This is a genomic window from Sphaerisporangium sp. B11E5, from assembly GCF_039871875.1.
Classification (GTDB): domain Bacteria; phylum Actinomycetota; class Actinomycetes; order Streptosporangiales; family Streptosporangiaceae; genus Sphaerisporangium.
Map to the genome: position 1 here is coordinate 39,980 of NZ_JBDPMD010000015.1, position 22,454 is coordinate 62,433.

17 protein-coding genes and 1 pseudogene are annotated in these 22,454 nt (G+C 72.8%); 11 read left to right on the forward strand and 7 right to left on the reverse strand.

Features of this window, described 5'->3' with window-relative positions; translation table 11 throughout:
* Nucleotides 1-183: 183 nt before the first annotated feature.
* The 4 genes from ABGB17_RS16550 (at nucleotide 184) to ABGB17_RS16565 (ending at nucleotide 8,023) form a co-directional block, all read left to right on the forward strand.
* The gene (locus ABGB17_RS16550) at nucleotides 184-2,685 is read left to right on the forward strand and encodes a lantibiotic dehydratase (RefSeq protein ID WP_347630302.1); all 2,502 of its coding nucleotides are present in this window, start codon (nucleotides 184-186) and stop codon (nucleotides 2,683-2,685) included.
* The gene (locus ABGB17_RS16555) at nucleotides 2,682-4,067 is read left to right on the forward strand and encodes a TldD/PmbA family protein (protein WP_347630304.1); all 1,386 of its coding nucleotides are present in this window, start codon (nucleotides 2,682-2,684) and stop codon (nucleotides 4,065-4,067) included. The genes ABGB17_RS16550 and ABGB17_RS16555 overlap by 4 nt, the downstream gene beginning before the upstream one ends.
* Nucleotides 4,064-5,386: a metallopeptidase TldD-related protein gene (locus ABGB17_RS16560; RefSeq protein ID WP_347630306.1), complete on the forward strand. Its 1,323-nt coding sequence runs from the start codon at nucleotides 4,064-4,066 to the stop codon at nucleotides 5,384-5,386. The genes ABGB17_RS16555 and ABGB17_RS16560 overlap by 4 nt, the downstream gene beginning before the upstream one ends.
* 132 nt (nucleotides 5,387-5,518) lie before the next feature.
* The gene (locus ABGB17_RS16565; RefSeq protein WP_347630308.1) at nucleotides 5,519-8,023 is read left to right on the forward strand and encodes a hypothetical protein; all 2,505 of its coding nucleotides are present in this window, start codon (nucleotides 5,519-5,521) and stop codon (nucleotides 8,021-8,023) included.
* Nucleotides 8,024-8,078: 55 nt separating this feature from the next.
* Here the strand turns inward: ABGB17_RS16565 and ABGB17_RS16570 are convergent, their stop codons facing one another.
* Genes ABGB17_RS16570 through ABGB17_RS16580 form a run of 3 tightly spaced genes read right to left on the reverse strand, consistent with a single transcriptional unit; the run spans nucleotide 8,079 to nucleotide 11,883 of the window.
* Nucleotides 8,079-10,376 carry a xanthine dehydrogenase family protein molybdopterin-binding subunit gene (locus ABGB17_RS16570; protein ID WP_347630310.1) on the reverse strand — a complete coding sequence of 766 codons (2,298 nt, stop codon included), beginning with the start codon at nucleotides 10,374-10,376 and terminating at the stop codon, nucleotides 8,079-8,081.
* The gene (locus ABGB17_RS16575) at nucleotides 10,373-11,368 is read right to left on the reverse strand and encodes a xanthine dehydrogenase family protein subunit M (RefSeq protein ID WP_347630312.1); all 996 of its coding nucleotides are present in this window, start codon (nucleotides 11,366-11,368) and stop codon (nucleotides 10,373-10,375) included. The genes ABGB17_RS16570 and ABGB17_RS16575 overlap by 4 nt, the downstream gene beginning before the upstream one ends.
* Entirely contained in the window at nucleotides 11,365-11,883 is a 519-nt protein-coding gene (locus ABGB17_RS16580; RefSeq protein WP_347630314.1) for a 2Fe-2S iron-sulfur cluster-binding protein, read from the reverse strand. The genes ABGB17_RS16575 and ABGB17_RS16580 overlap by 4 nt, the downstream gene beginning before the upstream one ends.
* A 126-nt stretch (nucleotides 11,884-12,009) precedes the next feature.
* Between ABGB17_RS16580 and ABGB17_RS16585 the strand changes: the two genes are divergently transcribed.
* Nucleotides 12,010-12,663, forward strand: coding sequence for a TetR family transcriptional regulator (locus tag ABGB17_RS16585; protein WP_347630316.1), 654 nt, complete (start codon nucleotides 12,010-12,012; stop codon nucleotides 12,661-12,663).
* Between the two features lie 5 nt (nucleotides 12,664-12,668).
* Here ABGB17_RS16585 and ABGB17_RS16590 read toward each other — a convergent pair whose 3' ends face one another.
* From ABGB17_RS16590 to ABGB17_RS16600, 3 genes are all read right to left on the reverse strand, one after another.
* Entirely contained in the window at nucleotides 12,669-13,406 is a 738-nt protein-coding gene (locus ABGB17_RS16590; protein WP_347630318.1) for a thioredoxin domain-containing protein, read from the reverse strand.
* A gap of 107 nt (nucleotides 13,407-13,513) precedes the next feature.
* Entirely contained in the window at nucleotides 13,514-14,017 is a 504-nt protein-coding gene (locus tag ABGB17_RS16595; protein WP_347630481.1) for a MarR family transcriptional regulator, read from the reverse strand.
* Nucleotides 14,018-14,056: 39 nt separating this feature from the next.
* On the reverse strand, nucleotides 14,057-14,512 hold the full coding sequence (locus tag ABGB17_RS16600; protein WP_347630320.1) for a nitroreductase/quinone reductase family protein: 456 nt from the start codon (nucleotides 14,510-14,512) through the stop codon (nucleotides 14,057-14,059).
* Between the two features lie 254 nt (nucleotides 14,513-14,766).
* On the opposite strand from ABGB17_RS16600, the pseudogene ABGB17_RS16605 reads away from it, so the two are divergent.
* Nucleotides 14,767-14,937: pseudogene (locus ABGB17_RS16605) on the forward strand (MerR family transcriptional regulator); the annotation flags it as partial.
* A 755-nt stretch (nucleotides 14,938-15,692) separates the two neighbouring features.
* Nucleotides 15,693-16,397 (forward strand): DUF5753 domain-containing protein, encoded by a 705-nt coding sequence (locus ABGB17_RS16610; protein ID WP_347630322.1) that lies wholly within the window; start codon nucleotides 15,693-15,695, stop codon nucleotides 16,395-16,397.
* A 67-nt stretch (nucleotides 16,398-16,464) separates the two neighbouring features.
* Here ABGB17_RS16610 and ABGB17_RS16615 read toward each other — a convergent pair whose 3' ends face one another.
* Nucleotides 16,465-16,656, reverse strand: a complete 192-nt coding sequence (locus tag ABGB17_RS16615; protein WP_347630324.1) for a DUF397 domain-containing protein — start codon at nucleotides 16,654-16,656, stop codon at nucleotides 16,465-16,467.
* A 212-nt stretch (nucleotides 16,657-16,868) separates the two neighbouring features.
* Between ABGB17_RS16615 and ABGB17_RS16620 the strand changes: the two genes are divergently transcribed.
* The 4 genes from ABGB17_RS16620 (at nucleotide 16,869) to ABGB17_RS16635 (ending at nucleotide 22,432) form a co-directional block, all read left to right on the forward strand.
* The gene (locus ABGB17_RS16620) at nucleotides 16,869-17,894 is read left to right on the forward strand and encodes an AfsR/SARP family transcriptional regulator (RefSeq protein WP_347630326.1); all 1,026 of its coding nucleotides are present in this window, start codon (nucleotides 16,869-16,871) and stop codon (nucleotides 17,892-17,894) included.
* Nucleotides 17,891-20,239 carry a hypothetical protein gene (locus ABGB17_RS16625; RefSeq protein ID WP_347630328.1) on the forward strand — a complete coding sequence of 783 codons (2,349 nt, stop codon included), beginning with the start codon at nucleotides 17,891-17,893 and terminating at the stop codon, nucleotides 20,237-20,239. Before ABGB17_RS16620 ends, ABGB17_RS16625 begins: the two co-directional genes overlap by 4 nt.
* 211 nt (nucleotides 20,240-20,450) lie before the next feature.
* Nucleotides 20,451-21,191, forward strand: a complete 741-nt coding sequence (locus ABGB17_RS16630; RefSeq protein WP_347630330.1) for a hypothetical protein — start codon at nucleotides 20,451-20,453, stop codon at nucleotides 21,189-21,191.
* A complete protein-coding gene (locus tag ABGB17_RS16635; protein WP_347630332.1) occupies nucleotides 21,188-22,432 on the forward strand; it encodes an OmpA family protein in 1,245 nt (414 codons plus the stop codon). Before ABGB17_RS16630 ends, ABGB17_RS16635 begins: the two co-directional genes overlap by 4 nt.
* The last annotated feature ends 22 nt before the right edge of the window (nucleotides 22,433-22,454 follow it).

Consider the following 22,454-nt stretch of genomic DNA (forward strand, 5'->3'; position numbering starts at 1 on the left):
TGGGAGCCGCGGTCCCGGCCGGAGTCCGGTCCTCCCGGAGCGGGAGGGCCGGCGGCGGACGAGGTGTCGCGGTCCCGGCCGGAGTCCGGTCCTCCCGGAGCGGGAGGGCCGGCGGCGGACGAGGTGTCGCGGCCCCGGCCGGAGTCCGGTCCTCCCGGAGCGGCGGAGCCGGCGGTGGGTCGGATGTCGCGGTCCCGGCCGGAGGACGCTCCTCCCGGAGCGGCGGAGTGGGAGTTGCACCCCACGTTCATTCTGCGCAGCACCGGGTTCCCGTTCGCGGTGCTGGACCGGATCTCGTTCCCGCGGACGGCCGCGCTGATCGACGCGGCGCTGGACGCGGACGAGGCGGTGGCGGGCGCGGCGGCGGAGGCCGTCGCGTGTCTGCGGGACCACGACGGGGTGACCGACGGGCGGCTGCGGCGCAGGTTGTGGAAGAGCCTGTCGCGGCACCGGCCGCTGCCCGACGAGGACGGCGAGCAGGACGCGGCGACCCGGGAGGTGCTGGCGCGGTACCGGGCCGCTCTGGAGGGGCGCGAGCGCGCGTGGGAGGCCGCCCGGTCGGGGCTCGCCGCCGAGCTGCCGGAACGGCGGGCGGCGCTGCGGGACCTCGCGGCGGACGAGCGGTTCCAGGAGGCGGTGTGGTTGTCCAGCCCGCAGATGTACGAGCGCGGGCTGCGCGGCCACGTCGCCGCCGATCTGACCGGGCCGCGCACAGGTAGGGTGCGGTCCCTGGAGCGCCAGCTCGCCGGGTACCTCCAGCGGGTCGCCGCCAAGAACGAGACCGCCTCCTTCTTCGGCCCCATCAACTACGGCGACTTCACGCCTCCGGGTGAGGAACGGCCCCGCGCCGGGGCGGTCACCCGGCGGCACGCCTACATCGCCTACTGGGTGGTCCAGGCCCTGGCCGACCGCCTCGCCGAGGAGCCGTCCGTCCGCCCCTACCTGCGGCCCCGGCTGTCCCCCCTGGCCGCGGTGTCGGCCGGCGCACGCGTCGAGGTGACCCTGGCGCGCGCCCGCACGGTCACCCTCGCCGGGCGGGCCGCCGAGGTGCTGCCGCTGGTGGACGGCAGGCGCGACGCCGCCGAGCTGGCCCGCCTGACCGGTGCCCCGGTGGACGAGGTGGTGGCCGCGCTGGAACGGCTGGCGGGGACGCGGCTGGTGGCGTTCGGGATCGACCTGCCGGTGACCGAGCCGCGGGCGCTGGAGGCCCTGCTGGACCGGGTGGCGGGACTGCCCGGGGACTGCGCCGCGCGGGAGGTGTGGCTCGGGCGGCTGTCCGCGTTGCGCGCCGCGCAGCAGGAGTTCGCCGGTGCGGACTTCGCCCGGCGCAAGGACCTGCTCGCGGACCTCGAACAGACCGTGGCCGGGCTCACCGGCCTGGAACCCCGGCGGGCCGGCGGCCGCCTGTACGCCGACCGGCTGGTGATCACCGAGGAGTGCCTCGGGGACGCCACCCCGCTGCGCCTCGGCGACGCCGTGCTCGACCTGCTCACCGCCGAGCTCGCCCCTGTGCTCGACCTGCTGGCCGCCGCCGCCATCGGCACGCACGCCGCGCTCACCGCCACCGCGACCGCCGCCCTCGGCCTGACCGGCGGCGGCCGGGTCCCCCTCACCCGCTACCTGGCCCACCCCTGGCCGGAACAGCCCCTGCCGCCGGCGCCCCCCGCCCCGTGGCGCACGGTGATCGAGGAGAAGGCGGCGGGTGGGGAGGCCGTGGTCCTCGATCCGGCGGACGTCGCGGTGGCACCGGGCACGCTGGCCGGGCGGGCCCTGGTCTGCTCCCCGGACGTCATGATCGTGGCCAGGGACCTGGACGCCGTCCGGGCCGGGGACTTCACCCTGGTGCTGGCCGAGTCGCACGACACCGCCCTGCTGTGGGGGTGGGCGCTGCAGTTCGCCGGCGACCCCGCCGCCGCGCAGGCCGAGGTGGCCGCGCTGCTCGACCGGCTCGACACGTCCCACCCGCTGGCCAACATGCTCACCGCGAAACGCGCGAAGATCGTGCCGTTCGAGTTCCCCGGCCCCACCGTGGAAGCCGCCCAGCCGAGCCACCGTACCGACGGGCGTACCATCCCCGCCGGTCAGGTCGACGTCGTGGCGAGGGACGGGCGGCTGCTGCTGGCCGCGCCGGGCCACGACGGATTCCTGCTGTACAACGGCGAGCTGGACTCCCCGGCGCACAACGTGCTCGCCCCGCCCCGCGTCCGCCCGGTGACGTTCGGCGCCCCCGAGGGGGTGCGGCACACCCCCCGCATCTCGGTGGGCCGCACCGTGATCCAGCGGGAGCGCTGGCTCGTGGACCGCGACGAGCTCACGCCCGACGCCCCCCAGGGCACGGCAGGGGACGAGTCGGCGTTCGCCCTGTTCGTGGCGGTACGCCGCGCGGTGCGGCGGCACGGCCTGCCGCGGTGGACGTTCGTGAAGATCCCCGGGGAGCGCAAGCCCGTGCTCCTGGACACCGAGGGCCTGTTCCTCGCCGAGCTGGTCGCCCACCTCAGCGAGCCCGGCACGGACCTGACCCTCTCGGAGATGCTGCCGGGCCCCGGCGACCTGTGGCTCCCGGGCCCGGACGGCGCCCACTGCGCCGAACTCCGCCTGGTCGCCGCCCGCGCCGTGCCGCAGAGTCTCCCCGAGACGTCCCCCGAAAAGGCGCCGGTCCTCCAGGCGGCCGGGGTCCCGGGATGAGCACGCCGCTCGTCGACGGTGACGCCGCGGTGCGGCTGGCGGCCGCTGCCGGGACCGGGTGCCGGGCGGAGGTGTTCGCCGAGTCGTGGGTCCTGTCGCGGGCCGTGGCCGAGCAGGACGGCCTGCGGCTCGGGCAGCGGCGCAGGGAGGGCATGGGTCTGTCCCTCGTGACCGAGCGGGGGGTGCGCCACCGCCACCTGCCGTGGCTGGCGAGCGACCGGCTGCCGCTGCTGCTGGGCGACGACGGGCGCGCCGCGGACGTGTACGGCCCGCCGGGCGCTCCATGGGACGGCCCGGAGATGACCACGGACACCGACCTCGGCACCGCCGGCACGCTGGCCCGCATGGTGGGGGTGGCCGCCGCGGAGGCCGGGGCGGCGTACCCGGGGGTGACCGTCGCGCGGGTCACCGGCGAGCTCACCGAACGGGCCACGCTGGTCGCCCGGGAGGACGGCGTGCTGCGCCACGGCTCGCACGCCCATGTGGAACTGCGGGTCCACGTCACCGCCCGCGGGAACGGCACGACCGCCCGGGTGATGCGCGTCGCGGGGGCCGAGGTGAGGGGACCGGACAGCCTCGCCGCCTCGGTCGGCGACGACGTGATCCGGGCCGCCGCGCGGGCGGCGGCCGACGCCGCGGTGCGCGACCTCGACGCCGTCGACGCCCCCACCGGTGAGCTGCCGGTGGTGCTCGCCGCGGGCGGGCCGGGCGCGCTGCTGCACGAGGTGTGCGGGCACGGGCTGGAGGCCGACGTCGCGCTGCAGCCGGGCGCCGCGTACGGAGGGGTGCTCGGCGAGCTGCTCGCGCCGTCCGGACTGACGCTCATCGACTCACCCCGCGCCCCGGCCGGCGCCGGGCTGTACCGGTTCGACGACGAGGGCGAGCCCGCCGCCGCGGTGGCCCTGCTGGAGGGCGGCGTGTTGCGGTCGTACCTGCACGACCGGCGCACCGCCGCCGCGACCGGCGCCGAGCCGCACGGCCACGGCCGCCGCCTCAGCTACGCCTACCCCGCGCTGCCCCGCATGAGCTGCACCTACGTCGTCCCCGGCGCCATGCCCCCCGAGGAGATCATCGCGGCGACGCCCTACGGCCTGTACGTGGAGTCGATCGTGTCAGGGGAGACGGACATGAGCTCGGGCCGGTTCAGCGTGCGGGTCACCTCGGGCCGCCTCATCGAGAACGGCCGGCTGACCGCCCCCATCCGTGAGGCCACCCTGTCGGGCACGGGTCTCGGAGTGCTCCGCGCCATCGACCTGATCGGCGACGACCTGCGCTTCATGCCGTACGGCTACCAGTGCAACAAGCTCGGCCAGTTCCCTCTCACGGTGTCGGTGGGCCAGCCGACGCTGCGGGTGGCCGCGATGGCGGTGAGCGGCCCGTGACCTCGGCGGCGGAGCACCTGCTCGCGTCGGCGCGGCGGCTGCTCGACGCCGTGGCGGACGCCGGGGGCGACGCGGCCGACGTGCGGGCCGTCACCACCTCGGTGCGCGCCACCCAGGTCTTCGCGGACGGCACCCACGCGGGCCGCGACGGCGTCACCACGGTCACGGAGCTGCGTGTCCAGGCCGGCGGCGGCGTCGCGGGGCTTCTCCTCGGCGCCCCGCCCGGCGAGCCCGCGGAGGCCGCGCGCCTGGCCGTGGAACTGGCCCGCCGCTCCCGCCTCACCGCCGACCCCCACGACCTGCCCCCGCCGGCGGCGGCGCGCCGGCCGGGTGAGGCCGCGATCCATCCGGTGCCCGCGGAGCCCGACGTGCCGTTCGACTACTGCCGGGCCCTGCTCTCCCGCTTGCTGACCCCGGTGGAGGGGCCCGTCGCGCTCGGCGCGGAACACGTGCGCAGCCGGAGCTGGACGGTGGTCGCGGACGCCGCGGGGACGGCCGTGGCGTACGAGCAGGCGGGGCACCACGCCTGGCACTGGCTGGAGGGCCTCGGCGGTCACATGGTGGACGGCCTGGCCGCCACCCGGTTCGGCGAGCTGAGCTGGGACCTCCTCGCCACCCGTGCCCGCGAGTTCCGCGCCGTCCACCTGGCCGGGCCCCGCGCGGTGGTGGAGAGCGGCCCCCACCCGGTGCTGCTCCACCCCGAGGTCGCCGCCCATCTCGTGCGCAGCCTCGGGTTCCTGCTCAGCGCGGGCAACGTGCTGTCCGGCATGCGGCCCCTGCTGGCCCGGGTGGGCCGCAGGATCGCCGCCCCGGCCGTCACCCTGGTGGACGACCCGCCCGCCCCGGTGGACGCGCAGGGCACCCCCACCCGGCGGCAGACGCTCCTTTCGGCGGGGGTGCTGCGCGGCTTCCTCACCGGCCGGGACAACGCCGCGGTGCTCGGCGTGCCTCCGTCCGGTTCGGCCCGCCGCGAGGCACCGGACAAACCCGCCGTGGAGAGCCCGTCCCGCATCTCGCTGGTCCCGGGCACCCGGTCCCTGGACGATCTGCGCTCCGGCATGGACGACGGCATCGAGGCCGTCGGGGTGGTGCATCCCGGCGCCATCAGGGGCCGCCGCGGCACCTTCACCACCGTGGTCCTCGGATGGCGGATCCGCGGCGGGCGCCGCGTCCACGCCCTCGGCCCGGTCCGCCTCTCCCTCGGCGTGTTCGAGCTGCTGCGCTCGGTCGAGGCGGTGGGCGACGACCCGGCCCGTTCGTTCCTCGCCGCGGGCGCCTCGTGCCCGGGTGTGCTCGTCGGCCGCATGGACGCCGGCTGAGCTCGCCGTGGCAACAATCGGCGGGCGGCTGACAACTAGCTGACACCGTTTTCCCTGGTCCGTGGCTCGCGGAGCACGGAGAGTTTCTGGTGCGACCAGAAAACCCCGTAGCCGTGAAGAGGTCCAGCGAACATGACCCATGCCGCCCTGCCCGCACGCCCCGCGACCTGGTCGCTGCACGACCATGTGGTGGTGCGCACGACCGGGTTCCCCTACGAGATCGTCGAGGAGCTGAGCCTGCCCGCGACGGCGGCGGACGTGGACGCCGTGCTGGCCGCGGAGCACGCCGCCGGCGAGCACCGCGAGACGCTGCTGCGTGACGCGTTCCCCGCGGCGGTGCGCGCCGCGGGGGGAGACCGGGCGGCGGGACGGCTGCTCAGCAAGCAGCGGGCGGCGGTGGGACGCTGGTGCCCGGTGTCCGCGCCCGAGCTCGCGCCAGGCGACGGGCTCGCCGGGCTGCTGCGCGAGTGGAACCGGCTGCTCGCGGTGACGGCAGCGCTGGCCGAGCGGGCCGAGGCCGCGCACCCGGCCGAGCTGGCCCTGTGCGGGGAACGGCTGCGGGCCAGGGCCGCCGACCCGCGCCTGCGCGACGCGATCCTGCTGCTCAGCCCGGCCTTCCACGACAGCCTCGGCAAGTACGCCGCCGGGTCGGCGAAGGACGCGCGGCAGGTGGAGCGGCGCCTGGCCGCCTACCTGCAACGCCTCGCCGCCAAGAACGAGACCAACAGCCACTTCGGTCCGGTCAACTACGGCCGCCTGGACCCGGCGCTGCCCGCCCCGGTGCGGATGGAGCGCGACCCGTCGCTCGTCACCCGCACGGTGTTCGCCGCCGCACGGCTCGCCGACGCGCTCACCGCCGCCGTCCAGGCAGACCCGCGGATGCGTCCCCATCTGCGGCCCCGCCGTTCGGTGGCCCACCGGGTGGCGGACGGCCGCGCGGTGCACACCGGCACCGGGCGCGCCGTGACGTTGTCCGCGGACGACACCCGGCTGGTCGAGGCCGCCGACGGCACCCGGAGCGTGCGGGACCTCGCGGCCGATCTGGGGGAGCCGTGGCCGTCCGTCGCGGAGCGGGTCGCGGCGCTGGTCCACCGCCGCCTGCTGTCCTTCGCGCCGCCCGCCGCCCCCGACACCGCGCACCCGCTCGACGCGGTCGCGGCGTGGCTCGACAGTTGTCCACAGGCTGTGGACGACGACGCGGCGCGGGCCGTACAGGAGTGGCGGGCCACGGCGGAGGAGCTGGCCGGCCTCGTGGCCGCGTGCGCCGCCGTGCCGCGGACCGCGGCGATGGGGGCGCTGCGGCGGCTGGAGGAGCGGTACGAGGAGCTGTCCGGGGAGGCCGCGCGGCGCGGCGCGGGCACGATGTACGCCGACCGGACCTTGGTGTTCGAGGAGTGCCGGGGCGACCTCGCGCGGTTCGAGCTCGGCGGCGCGGTGGCCCGGCGCGTCGGGGACGGCCTCGTGCCCGTGCTGGAGTTGTGGCGGACCGCGGCCCTGCTGCGGGGGCACGACCAGCGGCGGCAGGCCCGGCACGTCCTCGACGCCCTCGCGCCGGACGGCGACGTCCCCCTGTTCCGCTACCTGCGCTCGGCCACGGGCGCCGCGCCGGAGGACGACGGCCGGACGGCGTTCGCGCGCTTCGAGCGGTCGCTGCGCGGGCTGCTGGACGGCCGCGGCGACGCGCCGCACGTGGAGCTGGACCCGGAGCGGCTGGCCGCGGTGTCGGCCGCCGCGCTCGGCGAGATCGACGACACCGGCCACCCGTCGTTCACCTCGGTGGACCTGCTGCTCGCGGCCGGCGGAGCCGGCGAGCTGGCCGAGGGCCGGTTCCTGCTCGTGGTGGGCGAGGGGCACGCGCCCGCGCTGTTGTCGGTGTTCCCGACCGACCACTTCCGCCGCGAGGCGGGCGACCCGGACCGCGTGGCCGCGCTGCTGGCCAAGGTGTTCGCGGACGCCGGGGTGCGGGTCGGCCAGGTGCTCATCGGGCGAGGCACCAAGATCTTCCCGTACCGGCTTGCCGACACCTTGGTCGAGCTGCGCCCCCACCTGCCCGGCCCCGGCGCCGTGCCCGCCGCCGCGCTGCGCGTGCGCAGGGACGGCGGCGGCGTGACGCTGTACGACGACGACGGCCCGCTGCTGCTGCACCCGCAGTTGCGCCGCGCCCCCGGCTTCGACCCGTTCGCGCCGTTCACCCTGCCCGCCGTGGAGGACCACCCGATCGCCCTGCCGGAGCACACCCCGAGGATCACCGTCGGCGGCGTCGTCTACCAGCGCGAACGCTGGCAGGTGCCCGGCCTGCCCTGGGACACCGCGCTCGGCGGGTGGGCCCTGCTGCGCGCCGCGCGGGGGTGGCGGGCCAGGTCCGGCATGCCCGAGCAGGTGTACTACCGCACGCCCGAGGAGCCGAAGCCGTTGCTGCTGGACTTCACCAGCCGCCACCTCGTGGAGCTGTTCCACCGGCACGTCTCCCGCAGCGCCGGCCCGGTGACGGTCAGCGAGATGCTCCCCGCCCCGGCCGACCTGTGGCTGCCGGGCCCCGAGGGCCGCCACACCATGGAACTGCGTGCCTTCGCCGTCCACCCCGGCGGCGCGGGCACCGCCACCGGCGGCGCGGGCTGGCGCCTGCACCGCGGCTGACGGCGCCCCGGCGCGGTGCGGGCCCTCCGGCGGCGTGCCCGGCTGCCGCCGCGGTCTACAGCAGCTTGTCGAGCGTGATCGGCAGGTCGCGCACGCGCCTGCCGGTGGCGTGGTGGACCGCGTTGGCGACCGCGGCGGCGACGCCGGTGATGCCGACCTCGCCGACGCCGAGCAGGCCGAGCGGCATGGTGGGGTCGGGGATGTCCAGCCAGTGCACGTCGATGGCGGGGATGTCGGCGTGCACCGGGATGTGGTACTCGGACAGGCTGGGGTTCATGATCCGCCCGGTGCGCGGGTCGACCAGCGTGGCCTCCGACAGCGCCATGCCGATGCCCATCACGATGCCGCCGCGCAACTGGCTGGCCACCGTCTTGGCGTTGATCACCCGGCCGACGTCGAACACCCCGACCCAGCGCGTCACCCGCACCTCGCCGGTGTCCGGGTCGACCCGCACCTCGCAGAACTGCGCGCCGGACGCGGCCCGCACGAACCGCCGCCGGTCGCGCAGGAACCGGGCCATGAACCTGAGCTGGCCGCTCACCTGACCGGCGCGGCTCTCCGACCCCACGGCGGCCTCGGCGTGGTCCCGGCCCGCGCGGGCCAGGATCGCCGCGTACGTCTCCCCGGTGCCGTCCACCGGGTGCAGCCCGCCGTCCCGTGCCACGACGTCACCCGGGCGCACTCCCCGCAGCGGCGAGGACGGCGACCGCTTGGCCATGGCGAGCAGCGACCGCTTCAGCTTGTCGGCCGCGTCCAGCAGCGCCGCGGCCACGGAGGCGGTCTGCCCCGACCCGCCGGCGGGCGGCGCGGTGGGCAGGGTGGAGTCGCCGTACTCGACCCGCACCGCGCCGAGCGGCACGCCGAGCGCGTCCGCGGCGATCTGCGCGTGCGCGGTGGCGCCGCCCATGCCCATCTCCTGGAAGCCGCACCGCACCAGCACCGTGCCGTCCGCGGAGAGCCGCACCATGATGTTCCCCCAGAACAGCCACGCGGGGTGGTACGCCGTGGCGACGCCCATGCCGACCAGCCACCGGCCGTCCCGCATGGACCCCGGCTCGGGGGTGCGGCCGGACCAGCCGAACTTCTCCGCGCCGAGCGCGTACGCCTCGCGGAGCATGCGGTGGGAGAACCTCTTGCCGTCCATCGGGTTCCGCGCCGGTTCGTTCCGCATGCGCAGCTCGATCGGGTCCATGCCCAGCCCGTACGCGAGCTCGTCCATCGCCGCCTCGAGCGCGAAGGTGCCGATCGACTCGCCCGGTGCCCGCATGGTCGCGTTGGAGACCATGTCCATCTCGACGAGGCTCTGCCTGACCAGGATGTTCTCCGCGTCGTACAGGTGCCGCGACTGGGCCGTCACCTGCTCGGGGCCGCCGCCCACCCGCCCGGTCAGGGTCACGCTGGTGTGGATCAGCGAGGTCAGACTCCCGTCGGGGCGGGCGCCGAGCGCGACCCGCTGCGCCGACGGGGTGCGCCCGCCGACCGTGCGGTACACGCCCTCGCGGGTGAGCATCATGCGCACCGGGCGGCCGGTGGCGCGGGCCGCCATCGCGGTCAGGAGCGTGCCCGCCCAGAGCGACGCCTTGCCGCCGAAGCCGCCGCCGACGTGGGGCGCGACCACCCGCACGTTCGCGACCGGAATGCCGAACCGCAACGCCAGATGCGCCTGCGCCCAGGCGATGCCCTGCGTCCCGTCGTGCACGGTCAGCCGGTCGCCGTCCCACGCCGCCGTCGTGGCGTGCGGCTCGATGGCGTTGTGGGCATGCGGCGGCGTGGTGAAACGCAGGTCCAGCGACACCGGGGCGGCGGCGAGCGCGGCCTCCGCGTCACCCTTCCTGCCCTCGCCGCTCATCAGCAGGTCGCTTTTCTGCACGACGGCGTCCGGCTCGGCCGCGGCGAAGTCCACCGTGGCGGGGAACTCGTCGTAGGCCACCTCGACCAGGACGGCGGCCTGGCGTGCCGCGCCGATGGTCTCCGCGACCACCATCGCCACCGGCTGGCCGTTCCAGTGCACCTCGTCGGTGTTGAGGTAGGACACCGAGGTGCCCGACACCATCGAGCTGAGGTTCATGGGGCTTCGCTTCGGCGCCGGCTTCAGCACCGGGGCGTTCAGATGGGTGAGCACGGTCAGCACGCCGGGCACGGCGGCGGCCCGCTCGGTGTCGATGCGGGTGATCCGGCCCCGGGTGATCGTGGCGTGCACCAGCGCGCCGTGCGTGATGCCCGGGTAGGGGTACTCGGCGGAGTACAGGGCGGCGCCGGTGGTCTTGACCGTGCCGTCCACCCGGTCCACCGGCCTGCCGACGTAGCCTTCCGCCGGTGCGGGCGGGGCCGGGCGGATCTCGGTCTGGGTCATGCCGCGCTCCCCTCGGCGAGCAGCCGCTGGAGCGTCGCGACGACGGTGCGGCGGGCCAGCTCGATCTTGAACGTGTTGTGGGGGTCGCCGGACGCGGGGGCGAGCTCCGCCTCGGCCGCCCGCCGGAACGTCTCCTCGGTGGCGGGTGCCCCGGTGAGCACCCGCTCGGCCTCGTGCGCACGCCACGGCTTGGCGGCCACCCCGCCGAGGGCGAGCCGCGCCCCGGCCACCGCGCCGTCCCGCACGTCCAGGGCGGCGGCCACCGAGACCAAGGCGAACGCGTACGACGCGCGGTCGCGCACCTTGCGGTAGCGGGAGACGGCCGCGATGGGCAGCGGCGGCAGCTCGACCGCGGTGATCAGCTCGTCGTCCGCCCGGACCGTCTCGATGTGCGGGGTGTCCCCGGGCAGCCGGTGGAAGTCGCCGAGCGGCACACGGCGGGTGCCGCGCACGCTCTCCAGTTCCACGGTGGCGTCCAGCATGGCGAGGGCGACGCACATGTCAGAAGGGTGGGTGGCGATGCAGTGCTCGCTGGTGCCGAGCACGGCGTGGCCCCGGGTGAACCCGCCGATCGCGTCGCACCCGGCGCCGGGGTCGCGGCGCCCGCAGGCGGCGGCCTCGTCGTAGAAGTACATGCAGCGGGTGCGCTGGAGCAGGTTGCCGCCGACCGTGGCCATGTTGCGCAGCTGCGCCGAGGCGCCGCTCAGGATCGCCTGGGCCAGCACGGGGTAGCGGGCCCGCACCGCGGGGTGCGCGGCGAGGTGGCTGTTGCGGACCAGCGCGCCGATCCGCAGGCCCCCGCCGGGCAGCTCCTCGACCTCCGCCAGCGGCAGACGGGTGATGTCGATCACGGTGTCCGGCCGTTCGACGCCCTCGCGCATGAGGTCGACGAGGTTGGTGCCGCCGCCGAGGAACCGCGCGTTCGGCCGCCCGGCCACCTCACGCAGGGCCGTCGCGACGTCCGGGGCGCTGACGTAGTCGAACGTCCTCATCGGACCGCCTCCGCCGTGGCGACCTGGCGGATCGCGGTGACGATGCCGTTGTAGGCGCCGCACCGGCACAGGTTGCCGCTCATGCGTTCGCGGATCTCGGCCTCCGACAGCTCGCCGGGGCCGGCCGCGAGGTGCTCGGTGACCGCGCTCGGCGCGCCGGCGGCGTGCTCGGCGAGCATGCCCACGGCCGAGCAGAGCTGGCCCGAGGTGCAGTAACCGCACTGGAAGCCGTCGTGCTCGATGAACGCCTCGCGCAGCGGCCGGGCGTTCTCCCCGGCGGCGAGCCCTTCGACGGTGGTGATCTCGCGGCCGGTGTACTGCACGGCGAGCGCCAGGCAGGAGTTGATCCGCTCGCCGTCCGCCAGGACCGTGCAGGCGCCACAGGCCCCCTGGTCGCAGCCCTTCTTGGTGCCGGTCAGGCCGAGATGCTCGCGCAACGCGTCGAGCAGGCTGACCTGGGGTTGCAGGTCGAGCGTCGTGGCGACGCCGTTGACCTGTATGCGTACCTCGACCACGTTTCCTCCATCGGCGGTCTTTGTGCCTCCCGACGGGGACGCTAACAGAACACTGTCTCCTTAACAAGAGAACGACGTTCTTTTAACTGGGAGGACACCCCGCCGGAGTCGTATGCTTGCGGGGAGATGGAGCACGCACCGTTCGTCCGGGCCAGGCGGCCGGAGCAGAAGCGCCAGCGGCGGCAGGCCATCCTCGACGCGGCCCGCGAGCTCGCCGTGCGGCACGGGGTGCGCGACGTGACCCTCGGCGGCGTCGCGGTCGCCGTCGGGCTGGCCAAGTCCAACGTGATCCGTTATTTCGGGACACGTGAGGAGATCTACCTGGAGCTGGCCGCCGAGGAGTGGCGCGGCTGGCGTGACGAGCTCGTCGCCCGGCTCCGCCAGGTGTCCGCCATGCCCGGAGTCGTCGCCGCGCTGGGCGAGACGCTGGAGGCGCGCCCGCTGCTCTGCGACCTGATCGGGCACGCCCCGCTCAGCCTGGAGCACAACGTCTCCCTGGAGGCGGCCCGCGCCTTCAAACGGTCCGTGCTGGCCGTCGTGGACGACGTCGGCGCGGCGATCGCCGCGACCGGCGCCGGTCTCAGCGCGAGCGAGGGCGGCGAGCTGGCCGGGGCCGCCGCCGCGCTGGCCGGAGCCCTCTACCCGGCGGCCAACCCCTCGCCCGTGCTGGCCCGGCTCTACGCCGAGGATCCCGACATCGCGGCGGCCTGCCCGCCCTTCCTGCCGACGCTGACCCGCGCGCTCACCGCGCTGGCCGCCGGCATGCCGACCCTGCGCTGACCGGGTCAGCCCTTGGTGGCGGTGGTCAGCGCGTGGCGCAGGCCGTCGGCGGACAGGGTCTCGCCGGTCGAGAGCTGCTTGCCGTCGAGCACCAGCGCGGGTGTGCCCTTCACCTCGCCCTTGCCGAACGTCGCGTCGGTGTGCTGCCGGACCGCCGCGGCGTGCTGCTGGGAGTCCATGCAGGACAGCACCGCCGAGTCGGTGATCCCGACGTTCTTCGCGAAGCCCTTCATGTCGGCGATGGTCAGCGCGGTCCGCTCGTCCGGCTGCTTGGCGAAGACCTCGTCGTGGAAGCGCATCCAGGACTCCCCGGGCACGCACATCGACGCGGCGGCGGCACGCAGCGAGCCCTCGGGGTTCACGAACGCGAGCAGGTGGTAGACGACCTTGATCTTGCCCTGCGCGGCGAACTCCTTGATGACGCCGGCGCTGGTGTGCTCGAACTCCTTGCAGATGGGGCACTGGAAGTCCTCGTAGACCTCGAGCACCGGCGTGCTGACGCCCGGCTTCGCCATGGTGACCGTGGCCTGCGCGGGATCGACGGTGACGGGGGCGAGGCCGCCGGCGTACGTGCTGGGCTCGGCGCGGTTCAGCGAGTAGACCACCCCGCCGGCCACCACGGCGATCACCACGGCGACCACGAGGCCGATCAGCAGCACGCGGCGGCGCTTGTCCTGCTGCTCCTGCCGGAGCCGCTCCTCACGCAGGCGATCACGTGCGGCCTGCCGGGACGCCTTGCTCATGATCCTGCAACCCATCTCTCGCCCGAATGCCGACGTGCCCCACGCTGTGCCGGGGCCCGTCCCCCACAAACGCTACCGGGCGGATGGGCCGGTCGCCGCGCCAGGGCTCAGGCGGGGGGAGCGTCCGGCCAGCCGAGCGGGACGGCGCCCGGGGGAGGCTCGCCGCCGGCCTCGTTGAAGGCGCGCATGGCCGTGATCAACGCCTGACGCTGGCAGGCCGGCATCCTGGCCACGATGGTGGCGATCTCCGTGCGGCGCCGGGTGGTGACGTCCTCCACCACGCGGCGGCCCTCGGCGGTCAGGCGCAGCAGGGTCTCCCTGCGGTTGCTCGGGTTCACCTCGCGGCTGACCAGCCCGGCGGCGGTGAGGCGGTCCACCATGCGCAACGCGGTGGAGGGGTTCACCTCCAGCCGCTCGGCCAGGGTGACGAGCTTGGTCTCGCCCTGCCGGATGACGAGAAGCATGCGGAACTGCGGCAGGGTGACCCGGTCCTCGGCGGCCGCCAGCGAACGCGCGGAGATGGCGACCAGCAGGCGCGAGGCCCCGAGCACCGCGGAGGTGACGGCCTCGAAGTCGTCCTCACAGGGCGGGCCGGCGGCGTGCTGTGGCATATGCACCGTTTCTCGTTGTTCGCCGCGGGCCCGCACCGATCAGGAGTAGGCCGGGTGGAAGGCGACGGCGTGCACCCCACGCAACTGCGCCGGGTCGGAGGGGTCGCGTGGCAGGCGGCCGAGCGGGGCGAGTCCGCGCCACGCCCACGGGTGGGTGTCGCGGTGGCGCACCAGCAGCGACCGGCACTCCTCGGGGGTGAGGAACCGGTGCGCGGGCCTGGGCAGCCGGCGCCTGCCGAGCCTGATCTCCAGCGCGGGGCCCTCCTGGAGGTGGCGGTACCACTCGCTCCCGTGGCCGACCACGTACACCGTGCCCTCGGTCCGGTCGAGGTGGAGCACCCCGAGGGCGGTCTCCCTGGCGAGACCGGTGACACGCCCCCGCGTGACGAGGTAGAGGACACGCTCACCGAGCGTCCAGCCGAGCCCGTGCCGGTACAGCCACACCGGCGCACGCAGCGCCTTCCCGAGCCACCGGCGGTGGTCGATCGGCCCCATTCTCAGTGCTCCTCGGTGGTTGGGGACGGCCAGGCGCGGACGCGGCGGCCACGCAGAGGAATGGTATGGCCTGCGGCATATGAGGGGGTAAGGGCGTTAACCGAGCTTTAACGTGAATCCACTCACGTGGACCGCCGGGTGGCCCTTGCATCTCCCGCCGCTGGAACAGCGAGACGTCGCGTCGAGGGCGGCTACGGCGATCACCCGGGCCAGGGCTTGCATCTCCAGCCGCTGGAACAGCGAGACTTCCGGCCATGAAGGACGACAGTGGCACGCTGTTCACCATCGGCGGCCTGTCCCGGCGCACCGGCCTGCCGGTCCGCACCATCCGCTTCTGGTCGGACACCGGCGCCATCACCCCGGCCGCCCGCACCGCCAGGGGATGGCGGCTGTACGACACCGAGTCCGTCGCCCGGCTGGAACTGGTCGCCACTCTGCGCGACCTCGGCCTCGGTTTGGACGACGTCCGCCGCGTGCTCTCGCGCGAGACCACCCTCGCCGAGGTCGCCGCCGCCCACGTCGAGGCCCTCGACACGCACATCCGCGCACTGCGGCTGCGCCGCGCCGTGTTGTCCACCGTCGCCCACCGCGGATCGACCACCGAGGAGATCACCCTGATGAGCGAACTGGCCAGACTGTCCGCCGAGCAGCGCAGAAAGATCATCGACGACTTCCTGACCGAGATCCTCGCCGGCCTCGACACCACCCCCGGCATCCACAACCGCCTGCGCCTCGGCACCCCCGACCTCCCCGACACCCCCACCCCCGAACAGGTCGACGCCTGGATCGAACTCGCCACCCTCGTGCGGGACCCGGACTTCCGCCGCGACTTCCGCGCCCTCGCCGAACAGATCGCCCGCGCCCGCGACAAGACCGAGGAGAACCCCACCCGCCGCCTCATCCACCACGCCACCGCCGCCCACCGGAACGGCGTCGCCCCCACCTCCCCCGAAGCCGCCGCCGTCCTGACCACCATCCTTGGCCCGTCACCCCACGACGACTCCCTGCTGGAAACCCTGGAACGCGCCGCCGACCCCCGCGCCACCCGCTACTGGGACCTCATGGCCACCATCAACTCCTGGCCCCCCTACCCTCCCGGCGTCCCCTCCCGCGAGCACCTGACCCTCGCCCGCGACGCGCACTCCCGACGGCTCCCCAGGTCGCAGACTGGGCCGAGGCCGTGCGCGCTTCCGTCGAAGCCCGGGAGGTGCTGGCGGCGCTCACCGAGGCGGCCTTCACGGAGGTCTACACCTGGCGGACGCTGCTGCAGGGGCGCCCGCACAATCAGGACGAGATACAGGAGATGGAAAGTCAGGCCCGGCGGATTCTCACCTTTCAGTCCTCTATGGTGCCCGGCCTCCTGCAGACCGCCGAGTACGCACGACGGGTGCTCACTCTTTTCCAGCCGCCCTACGATGAATCGGACATCCCGGCGGCGGTCGCTGGTCGGCTCGACCGGCAGCTTGCCCTCTACGAGGAGAACCGGGGATTCGAGTTCCTCATCACCGAGGCGGCGCTTCGGTGGCGGCCTGGGCCGCCGCGGCTCCTGCGGGCCCAGCTTGACCGCCTGGCGTCGATCAGCACGCTGTCCAACATCTCGATGGGGCTCATCCCGCACGCGGTCGAGGCGGTCGTCAGTATCACCCACCCGTTCGTGCTTTTCGAGGAGACGGGAGAGGAAGGCCACGCTCCGTCCACCGACGATGCCGGAGACGCGATCGTGACGGTGGAGGCCATCCACGGCCCACTTACGTTGCAGGACCAGGAAAGCGTGTCTCTTTACCGCACGCAGTGGTCCCTGCTGCGGCGGATGGCCGTCTTCGGGGACGACGCCAGGAGGCTTCTCGCCGGGATCGCGGACGAGTTCGGGGAGATCGGCTCATGAGCACCGGAGCGGCACGCCTAGGGGCGGGAGCGCCGCGGACGGACGGCCGCGGCGCCCCCTGGACGCACTACTTGATGTCGAAGAGTCCGGCCTTCACCCCCTTGACGAAGTCGGCCCACTCGTCACGCGTGAAAACCACGACCCGGCCGCGGGCCATCGAACTGCGCACCGAGACGACGGTGCCGATCGCCACCTCGACGCAGCTGCCGCCGTTGCACGCGCTGCGAAATCCGGCCTTCTCGATCGCGAAGTCACCCATGCGGACAACCCTTTCTTTTTCCCGCGGCGGTGATTCCGCCGACGTGGAAATAGAATCGCGATCACCTTTATGAAGACCGTCCGGCCGATGGCTCATATCCTTTTGTTTTTCTCTCCGTGGAACAGGCGGCGGTCCATGTTCTGCACGGGTTCCGTAGGAGAAGTCACTACCTCAGGAAGGAAGAAATGCTACGGATACACCTGCTACGTGACGTGAAGGTCTACATGGAAACAGAGGAGGTTAATCTCGTACGGCCTCAGGTTCGCCAGCTCCTGGCCCTTCTGGCTCTCGCGGAGGGGCACCCGCTGACACGGGAGTTACTGAAGTCCGGGCTGTGGGACGAAGACGCGATGCCGGCTGAACCGGAGGATCGTCTCAACACGCTGGCGAGCTCGCTGCGCCGTTCTCTGGCGTCCGCAATGCCCCGTGGGGAAGACCCGGTGCCGAGGGCCGGCGGCGGCTACCGCCTCGCTGTGGACCGGCGGCAGGTCGACGTGCTCCGGTTCCGGGACAAGGACGCCGAGGCGCGGCAGTACGACGGGAAGCACGACGCCGAGGCGGTCCGGCTGTGGCGGGCGGCGCTCGGTGAATGGGGAATGCGTCCCGGCCGCCTGAAGCCTCAGCCGTTGGCGGGCCTTCCGGCCTGTCGATCCATAGACAATCACCGCCACAGCCTGCAGATGGCGCACCGCGACGCCATCATCGGCTGCCTGCGGGCCGAACTGCGGCTCGGTCGGCACGCCCAGGTACTCCCCGAACTCATCACGTTGCACGACGCCGATGGGCGCGCGGACGAAGACCTCGCCATCCTGCTGATGCTCGCCCTCTACCGCGACGGAAGGCAGACCGACGCCTTGGAGGCATACCGGCTCACGGCCAGGGCGCTGAAGGAATTGGGGGTCCCTCCCAAAGAGGAGCTGCAGAACCTGCGTGATCGCGTCATGGACCACAATCCCGATCTCGACCTTGCGAAGGACGTTCCCATGGCCGACACCCGTTTCCCGTTCACTGAAGAAAAGCCGGAGGCCGAGGAAGAGAAACACACGCACGAGAAGTGGCAAGAACAGAACCGGGGGCAGCGGGCGGACTCGCCGGAGAGAGGCCCGGCGGCGGATGAGCCGGAGCCGGACGGCGAGAAATACAGCCCCGTATTCAACAATCTCCAGTCCGGTACGCACAGCCACATCTACCAGGCCGGGTACAAGCAGGTTTTCCACAGGGTCGTGGAGGACGAGTGACCGCCGAGGAGACGCCGGGAGCGGGAGAGGGGCAGACGGATCCGCCTCCTTGGGACCTCGATGCTTCACAAGGCACCGGGGACCCAGCGAACCCTCCGGCAGACGAGCCCAGGCAGGAGGGGACGACGGATCGCGACGGGAGAGACAAGCGGCCACCGCCCACCGAGGATGACGACGAGGACCCGCCACTACAGGACAGCGATCCCGACGAGGCCCACCTGGCGGAGAAGGAACGCGAAGACAGCGAGCAGGTCGCCCTGGACACCAGGGTCGCGGGCTTCCGGAGAATGTTCGGGGAATCCTGGGCGAAGGGAGACGGTCCGGCGTTCACCACCTTGATGGCGGGTGACCAGGCACGCGCCTACCAAGCCAAATACATGCTGTTCCTCCAGGGGGAGGGATCACGCCGTTCCCGTGCGGCTCCCCTGCCCACCCGGATTATGGGCAAGTTGCGTAGCACGTTCGCGCAGTCCTCCTCCTACCGGGCACTGCTGGACGGGTTCGCCGACGATCCGGCCCAGACCCTGCTCGGGTCGCCGGACACCGGGAGAACCACCACGGCGCTGGCTGCGGTGGCCGCGTGGGTAGCGCCGGACGGCGGTGGACTCGACGGGCGGGTGCACGTCATGGAAGGTCCGCTCGCGTCGTTCGATGACGCCGCGGTGCCGAAGGACGGTGGCCTGGTGTTCCTCCTGGACGGTGGTGAGGCGGCACCCGGACTCGCCTGGCTCAACGCGACCGCGCGGACCTTGGCCGAGCGGCGCAGCGTCTTGGTCGTCGTCGCAGATACCCCGGCGGAGACCACCTCCATGGGTGCCGACAACCTGGTAAGGCATATTCCGCCGCGGCCCGTGGAGGTGCTGGAGCGGCATCTGTCCGTACGACTACGGCCGGACCAAGTGAGCGCGCTGCTCGCGCATCCCGCTGTCCAGCTTGAGTCGCATCGATGCAGGTCGCCGTACGAGGCCGCGGCCCTCGCGGGGGACCTGGCCGACGGCTGTGACAACGGCCATGACGCTGATGCCGTGCTGGCGCATCGCGACCTCCCAGCGCTGGAGGAACGGATCCGCCAGGAATTGGCGGGCAAGGGTTCGCGAACCTTCCTCGTGACGTGTGCCGTGCTCGACGGGTTGACCGTCGGGACCGTGGCCAGGGAGAGACTGAGGTTCGCCAAGCTCCAGGCGGCGGACGACCAGTCGGATGGTGACGACTCGACCGGCCGGTTCGACAAGCCGATCGGTGAATGGTCCGGTTCGGTGGTGGTCCGCAGCACCGGCGCGGGCGCCGGAAGAACCGTGCATCTCGTCCATCCGCGCTTGGTCGCGAAGGTCTTGGAGACGGCGTGGCAAGACCACGTAGGAATGCGTGACGTACTTCTGGATTGGCTGAAGAAACTGGCTGTCCATCCCGACGTGCAGGTGCGGGTCAAGGCGGCACAAGCGATGGCGAAGCTCGCCACGTACGACTTCGAGGTGATCAAGAGAGAGGTGCTCAAGGAATGGGCGAGGGACGGGAGGTTCCGCACCCGTCAAGCGGTCGCCTGGGCGCTTGAGGCCCTCGCACTGGCTGATGATGGCCGATTCGCCCGCCGGGTGCAGAGTATGGTCCGCGACTGGGTGCGCAGCCAGCAGGCGAGTCTCCAGGCAGCGGGCGTGGCGACGTACGGGACATTCCTCGGCGCGGAGTACCCCGAGTCGGCGCTTCAGGCGATGCGCCGGATCGCCGGTGGCCGTTTGTCCGCTGCCGATGGACAGCGGAGCGGCGCCGACCGGGCCGAGCGTGAGCTGGCCAATATCGTGCAAAAGGCCATCCTCGACATGTTCTTGGCCGGCGCCCATGAACAGGTGATCCGTGAGCTGGCTACCTGGACGCGCCTGTCTTTGTGGCGCTGGCGGCGATGCGCAGCGGAATGCCTGGTCCGCCTGAGTAGGGAGCGAGGAGAACTCCCGTACCGGCCACTGCTCATGGAGATCGCCGAGGAGCGGCACGGTTTCCGCGGTGATGTGGCTCAGCTCTGGCGCAACGCGCTGCTTCCCGAGCATCAGCGGGTGGGAGCGTGGGAGGCGCTGCGGCGCCTGGTGCTGCTCGCCGAGTCAGCCGGGCGCTCGTCGCCCGAGATCGAGGACCGGATGACCGTCGTGCCGGCGGCGCTGGACGAAGCGGGTTCGCCCGCCGACCGATCCGTGACGGCAGCCCAAGCATCGGTGCGCCGGCTGCTCAGCGACATCGCCGCCGGAGATTCCCCGGCCGACGCGGCGCGGGTGCGCAGCCTACGGTTCCACATCGATTTCTGGGAGTTCCGCCAAGGGCGCCGGCTGAGCGTCGTGCCCTCGTCACTCCGCTGACTCTCTGCCGCCGATCGAGTCCATGATCGCCGACTAATACAAGAAGGGAACTCTCATGTCTTTGTCCGCCCCGGATCCCTCGCGTCCACGCCGAGGGGCCCGGCAATGGTTTTCACGTGTTTGGGCCGCCTTGCGAGGCCGCTCCTACGTCCCGGCCGACCTGTCGGCGCCGCCACCGGCACTCGACACGCGCCGCACGGTTCACCACACGGTGGAGAAGACGTTCACGACACCCGCGCGTGGGGATGTCTACGAACTCACGGTGAACGTCGAGATGTGCTGGTGCGCGACGGGCACGCTCTCCGACGAGACGTTGAGAACGAAGATCACCGCTCGTGTCCCCGGTGTGCTGGCGGAGTTGAAAGCAGCCGCGCGCCCCGTGGCACGCGGTTTCCTGCCGTTCCGGCCGGATGAAGCGGAAGGACCGGTCGCCGCGGCGATCCTCCGGGCCGTGAACGGCGAACTCGCGGCCACACCGGACGAGGACGGCGTGGTGCTCAACTGCACCCCGCGTGTACGAGTGCAGATGGACCCGGTGATCCGTGATCTGCAGCGTCCGTTCGTCGAGAACCAGCTCAAGCAAGAGGCTCGTTACGACCTGAGCGAACTCGCCGCCCGGCGCCTCGGCGATCTCCGGATCGTCTGGCGGGACTTCATCACGGCCGGACTCGCCGAGTGGGAGACGCCGTACGCGGTGAGCCTCGCCCAGCAGCCTGATCTCGCTTTCAAATTGCTCTTCAGCATGCGCGAGGACAGGCGCGAGGAGGCGCGAGGGCTGGTCGGGACCGTCGCACAGGTAGCGTCGGGACACGACCGGCTGGATCTGCTTGAGTTCGCGGTCGCCAGCGATTCGGCCTTGAGGCGGACGTACGAACTGCTGGGGCTGCCTCTGCCGACGCCGGGTCCTGACTCCCTCTTCGGGACGGCGCCGAACGCGGAGGAAACGCCATGAGCACGGGGACGATGGCGGTGCGGATCCTCAGTGCCGGGGTGGCGGTCCTGACGCTGGGCGGCTGTTCGACCTTCCTCGGGCCGGACCACGCCGGGGGGAACACGGCTGGCAGGAGCCGGTGCGGGGAACTCCTCACGAAGCCGAAGGACGAGGCGGAGCAGCGGCACATGCTCGTGATCCTGGCGGACAACTCCGCTTCGGCCGTCTCGATGGGGGCGGGAACGCGGCGCAGACAGGACTGGGCGGGGTTGGTCGGCCCGTCGCTGCCGCGCGACAAGAAGACGCTGGTGCGGTGGGGCGTTTTCGGTGGCGACGTCGAATGGAGTGGCAAGAAGGTGACTCCTGGAGCCAGCGCCAACGAATACCGGAGCCAGTACGACGCCGAAAAGGTCCCTGAGTGCCTCGAGAAGGAACTACGAAAGGCGTTCGACATCGCACCGGCAAGGGCAGGGACGGACATCCTTCGCGCGCTGTCGGAGGCCGGTAACGAACTCGGCGGTGCCGAGGGCGACAAGCAGATCGTCATCGCCACGGACGGCCTCGGCAACACTGGATGCGCCGACCTGCGGGCCGCCCCCATCGGCGACCACAGCGCGATCTCGGGCATCGTGCGGGCGTGCGGTCCGGAGATCCCGCGTCTCGGCAAGGACGTCCAGGTCCGCCTGATCGGCATAGGTAAGCCCGCGTCCGGGTGGCCGGATGTGCGCACACCGCATCGGGTCTGGCTGGTGGAACTCTGGTCACGATTGTGCGCGGCGACGGGCGCGCGGTGCGTGCCTCCGAGATCGCAGGCACCGGACCAGAGCGAAGTCGGCCCGGACGTGCGGCCCCCCGCCGATCCCGCGGTGGAGATGCCCAGCGTCAAAATCGACAGGGGAGTGAACCCAGCGGTGATCACCGCCCCTGAGTCGGTGCTGTTCGATGTCGACTCCGCACGTCTGGCCGTCCGGGCGCAGGACGCTATCGACAAGATGATGGCGTATATCGACGGTTTCGATTATCGGAAGATCGTGGTGCGCGGCCACACAGACGCCCAGGGCACACCAGATCACAACCAAGTCTTGTCGACCGCGCGGGCCAAGGCTGTGGTGTCCGCTCTCAGAACCAGAGGTGTACGCAAGCTGACGGCGATCGGTTTCGGTGAGCGTAAGCCCCGCTGCGAACCGCAGTACCGGAACGGCGTCCCTGACCTGCGCGCCATGGCCTGTAATCGCCGCGTAGAGATCGTCGTCTACCACTGATCGTGTGACTTCTCGTCTGCCC

Bases quoted from the DNA above. Each gene is read 5' to 3' on its own strand.
- ABGB17_RS16550 (WP_347630302.1), top strand. From the start codon at position 184: ATGTCGCGGTCCCGGCCGGAGGACGCTCCTCCCGGAGCGGCGGAGTGG.
- ABGB17_RS16565 (WP_347630308.1), top strand. From the start codon at position 5,519: ATGACCCATGCCGCCCTGCCCGCACGCCCCGCGACCTGGTCGCTGCAC.
- ABGB17_RS16555 (WP_347630304.1), top strand. From the start codon at position 2,682: ATGAGCACGCCGCTCGTCGACGGTGACGCCGCGGTGCGGCTGGCGGCC.
- ABGB17_RS16570 (WP_347630310.1), bottom strand. From the start codon at position 10,376: ATGACCCAGACCGAGATCCGCCCGGCCCCGCCCGCACCGGCGGAAGGC.
- ABGB17_RS16615 (WP_347630324.1), bottom strand. From the start codon at position 16,656: ATGGGTGACTTCGCGATCGAGAAGGCCGGATTTCGCAGCGCGTGCAAC.
- ABGB17_RS16635 (WP_347630332.1), top strand. From the start codon at position 21,188: ATGAGCACGGGGACGATGGCGGTGCGGATCCTCAGTGCCGGGGTGGCG.
- ABGB17_RS16590 (WP_347630318.1), bottom strand. From the start codon at position 13,406: ATGAGCAAGGCGTCCCGGCAGGCCGCACGTGATCGCCTGCGTGAGGAG.
- ABGB17_RS16575 (WP_347630312.1), bottom strand. From the start codon at position 11,368: ATGAGGACGTTCGACTACGTCAGCGCCCCGGACGTCGCGACGGCCCTG.
- ABGB17_RS16600 (WP_347630320.1), bottom strand. From the start codon at position 14,512: ATGGGGCCGATCGACCACCGCCGGTGGCTCGGGAAGGCGCTGCGTGCG.
- ABGB17_RS16595 (WP_347630481.1), bottom strand. From the start codon at position 14,017: ATGCCACAGCACGCCGCCGGCCCGCCCTGTGAGGACGACTTCGAGGCC.
- ABGB17_RS16585 (WP_347630316.1), top strand. From the start codon at position 12,010: ATGGAGCACGCACCGTTCGTCCGGGCCAGGCGGCCGGAGCAGAAGCGC.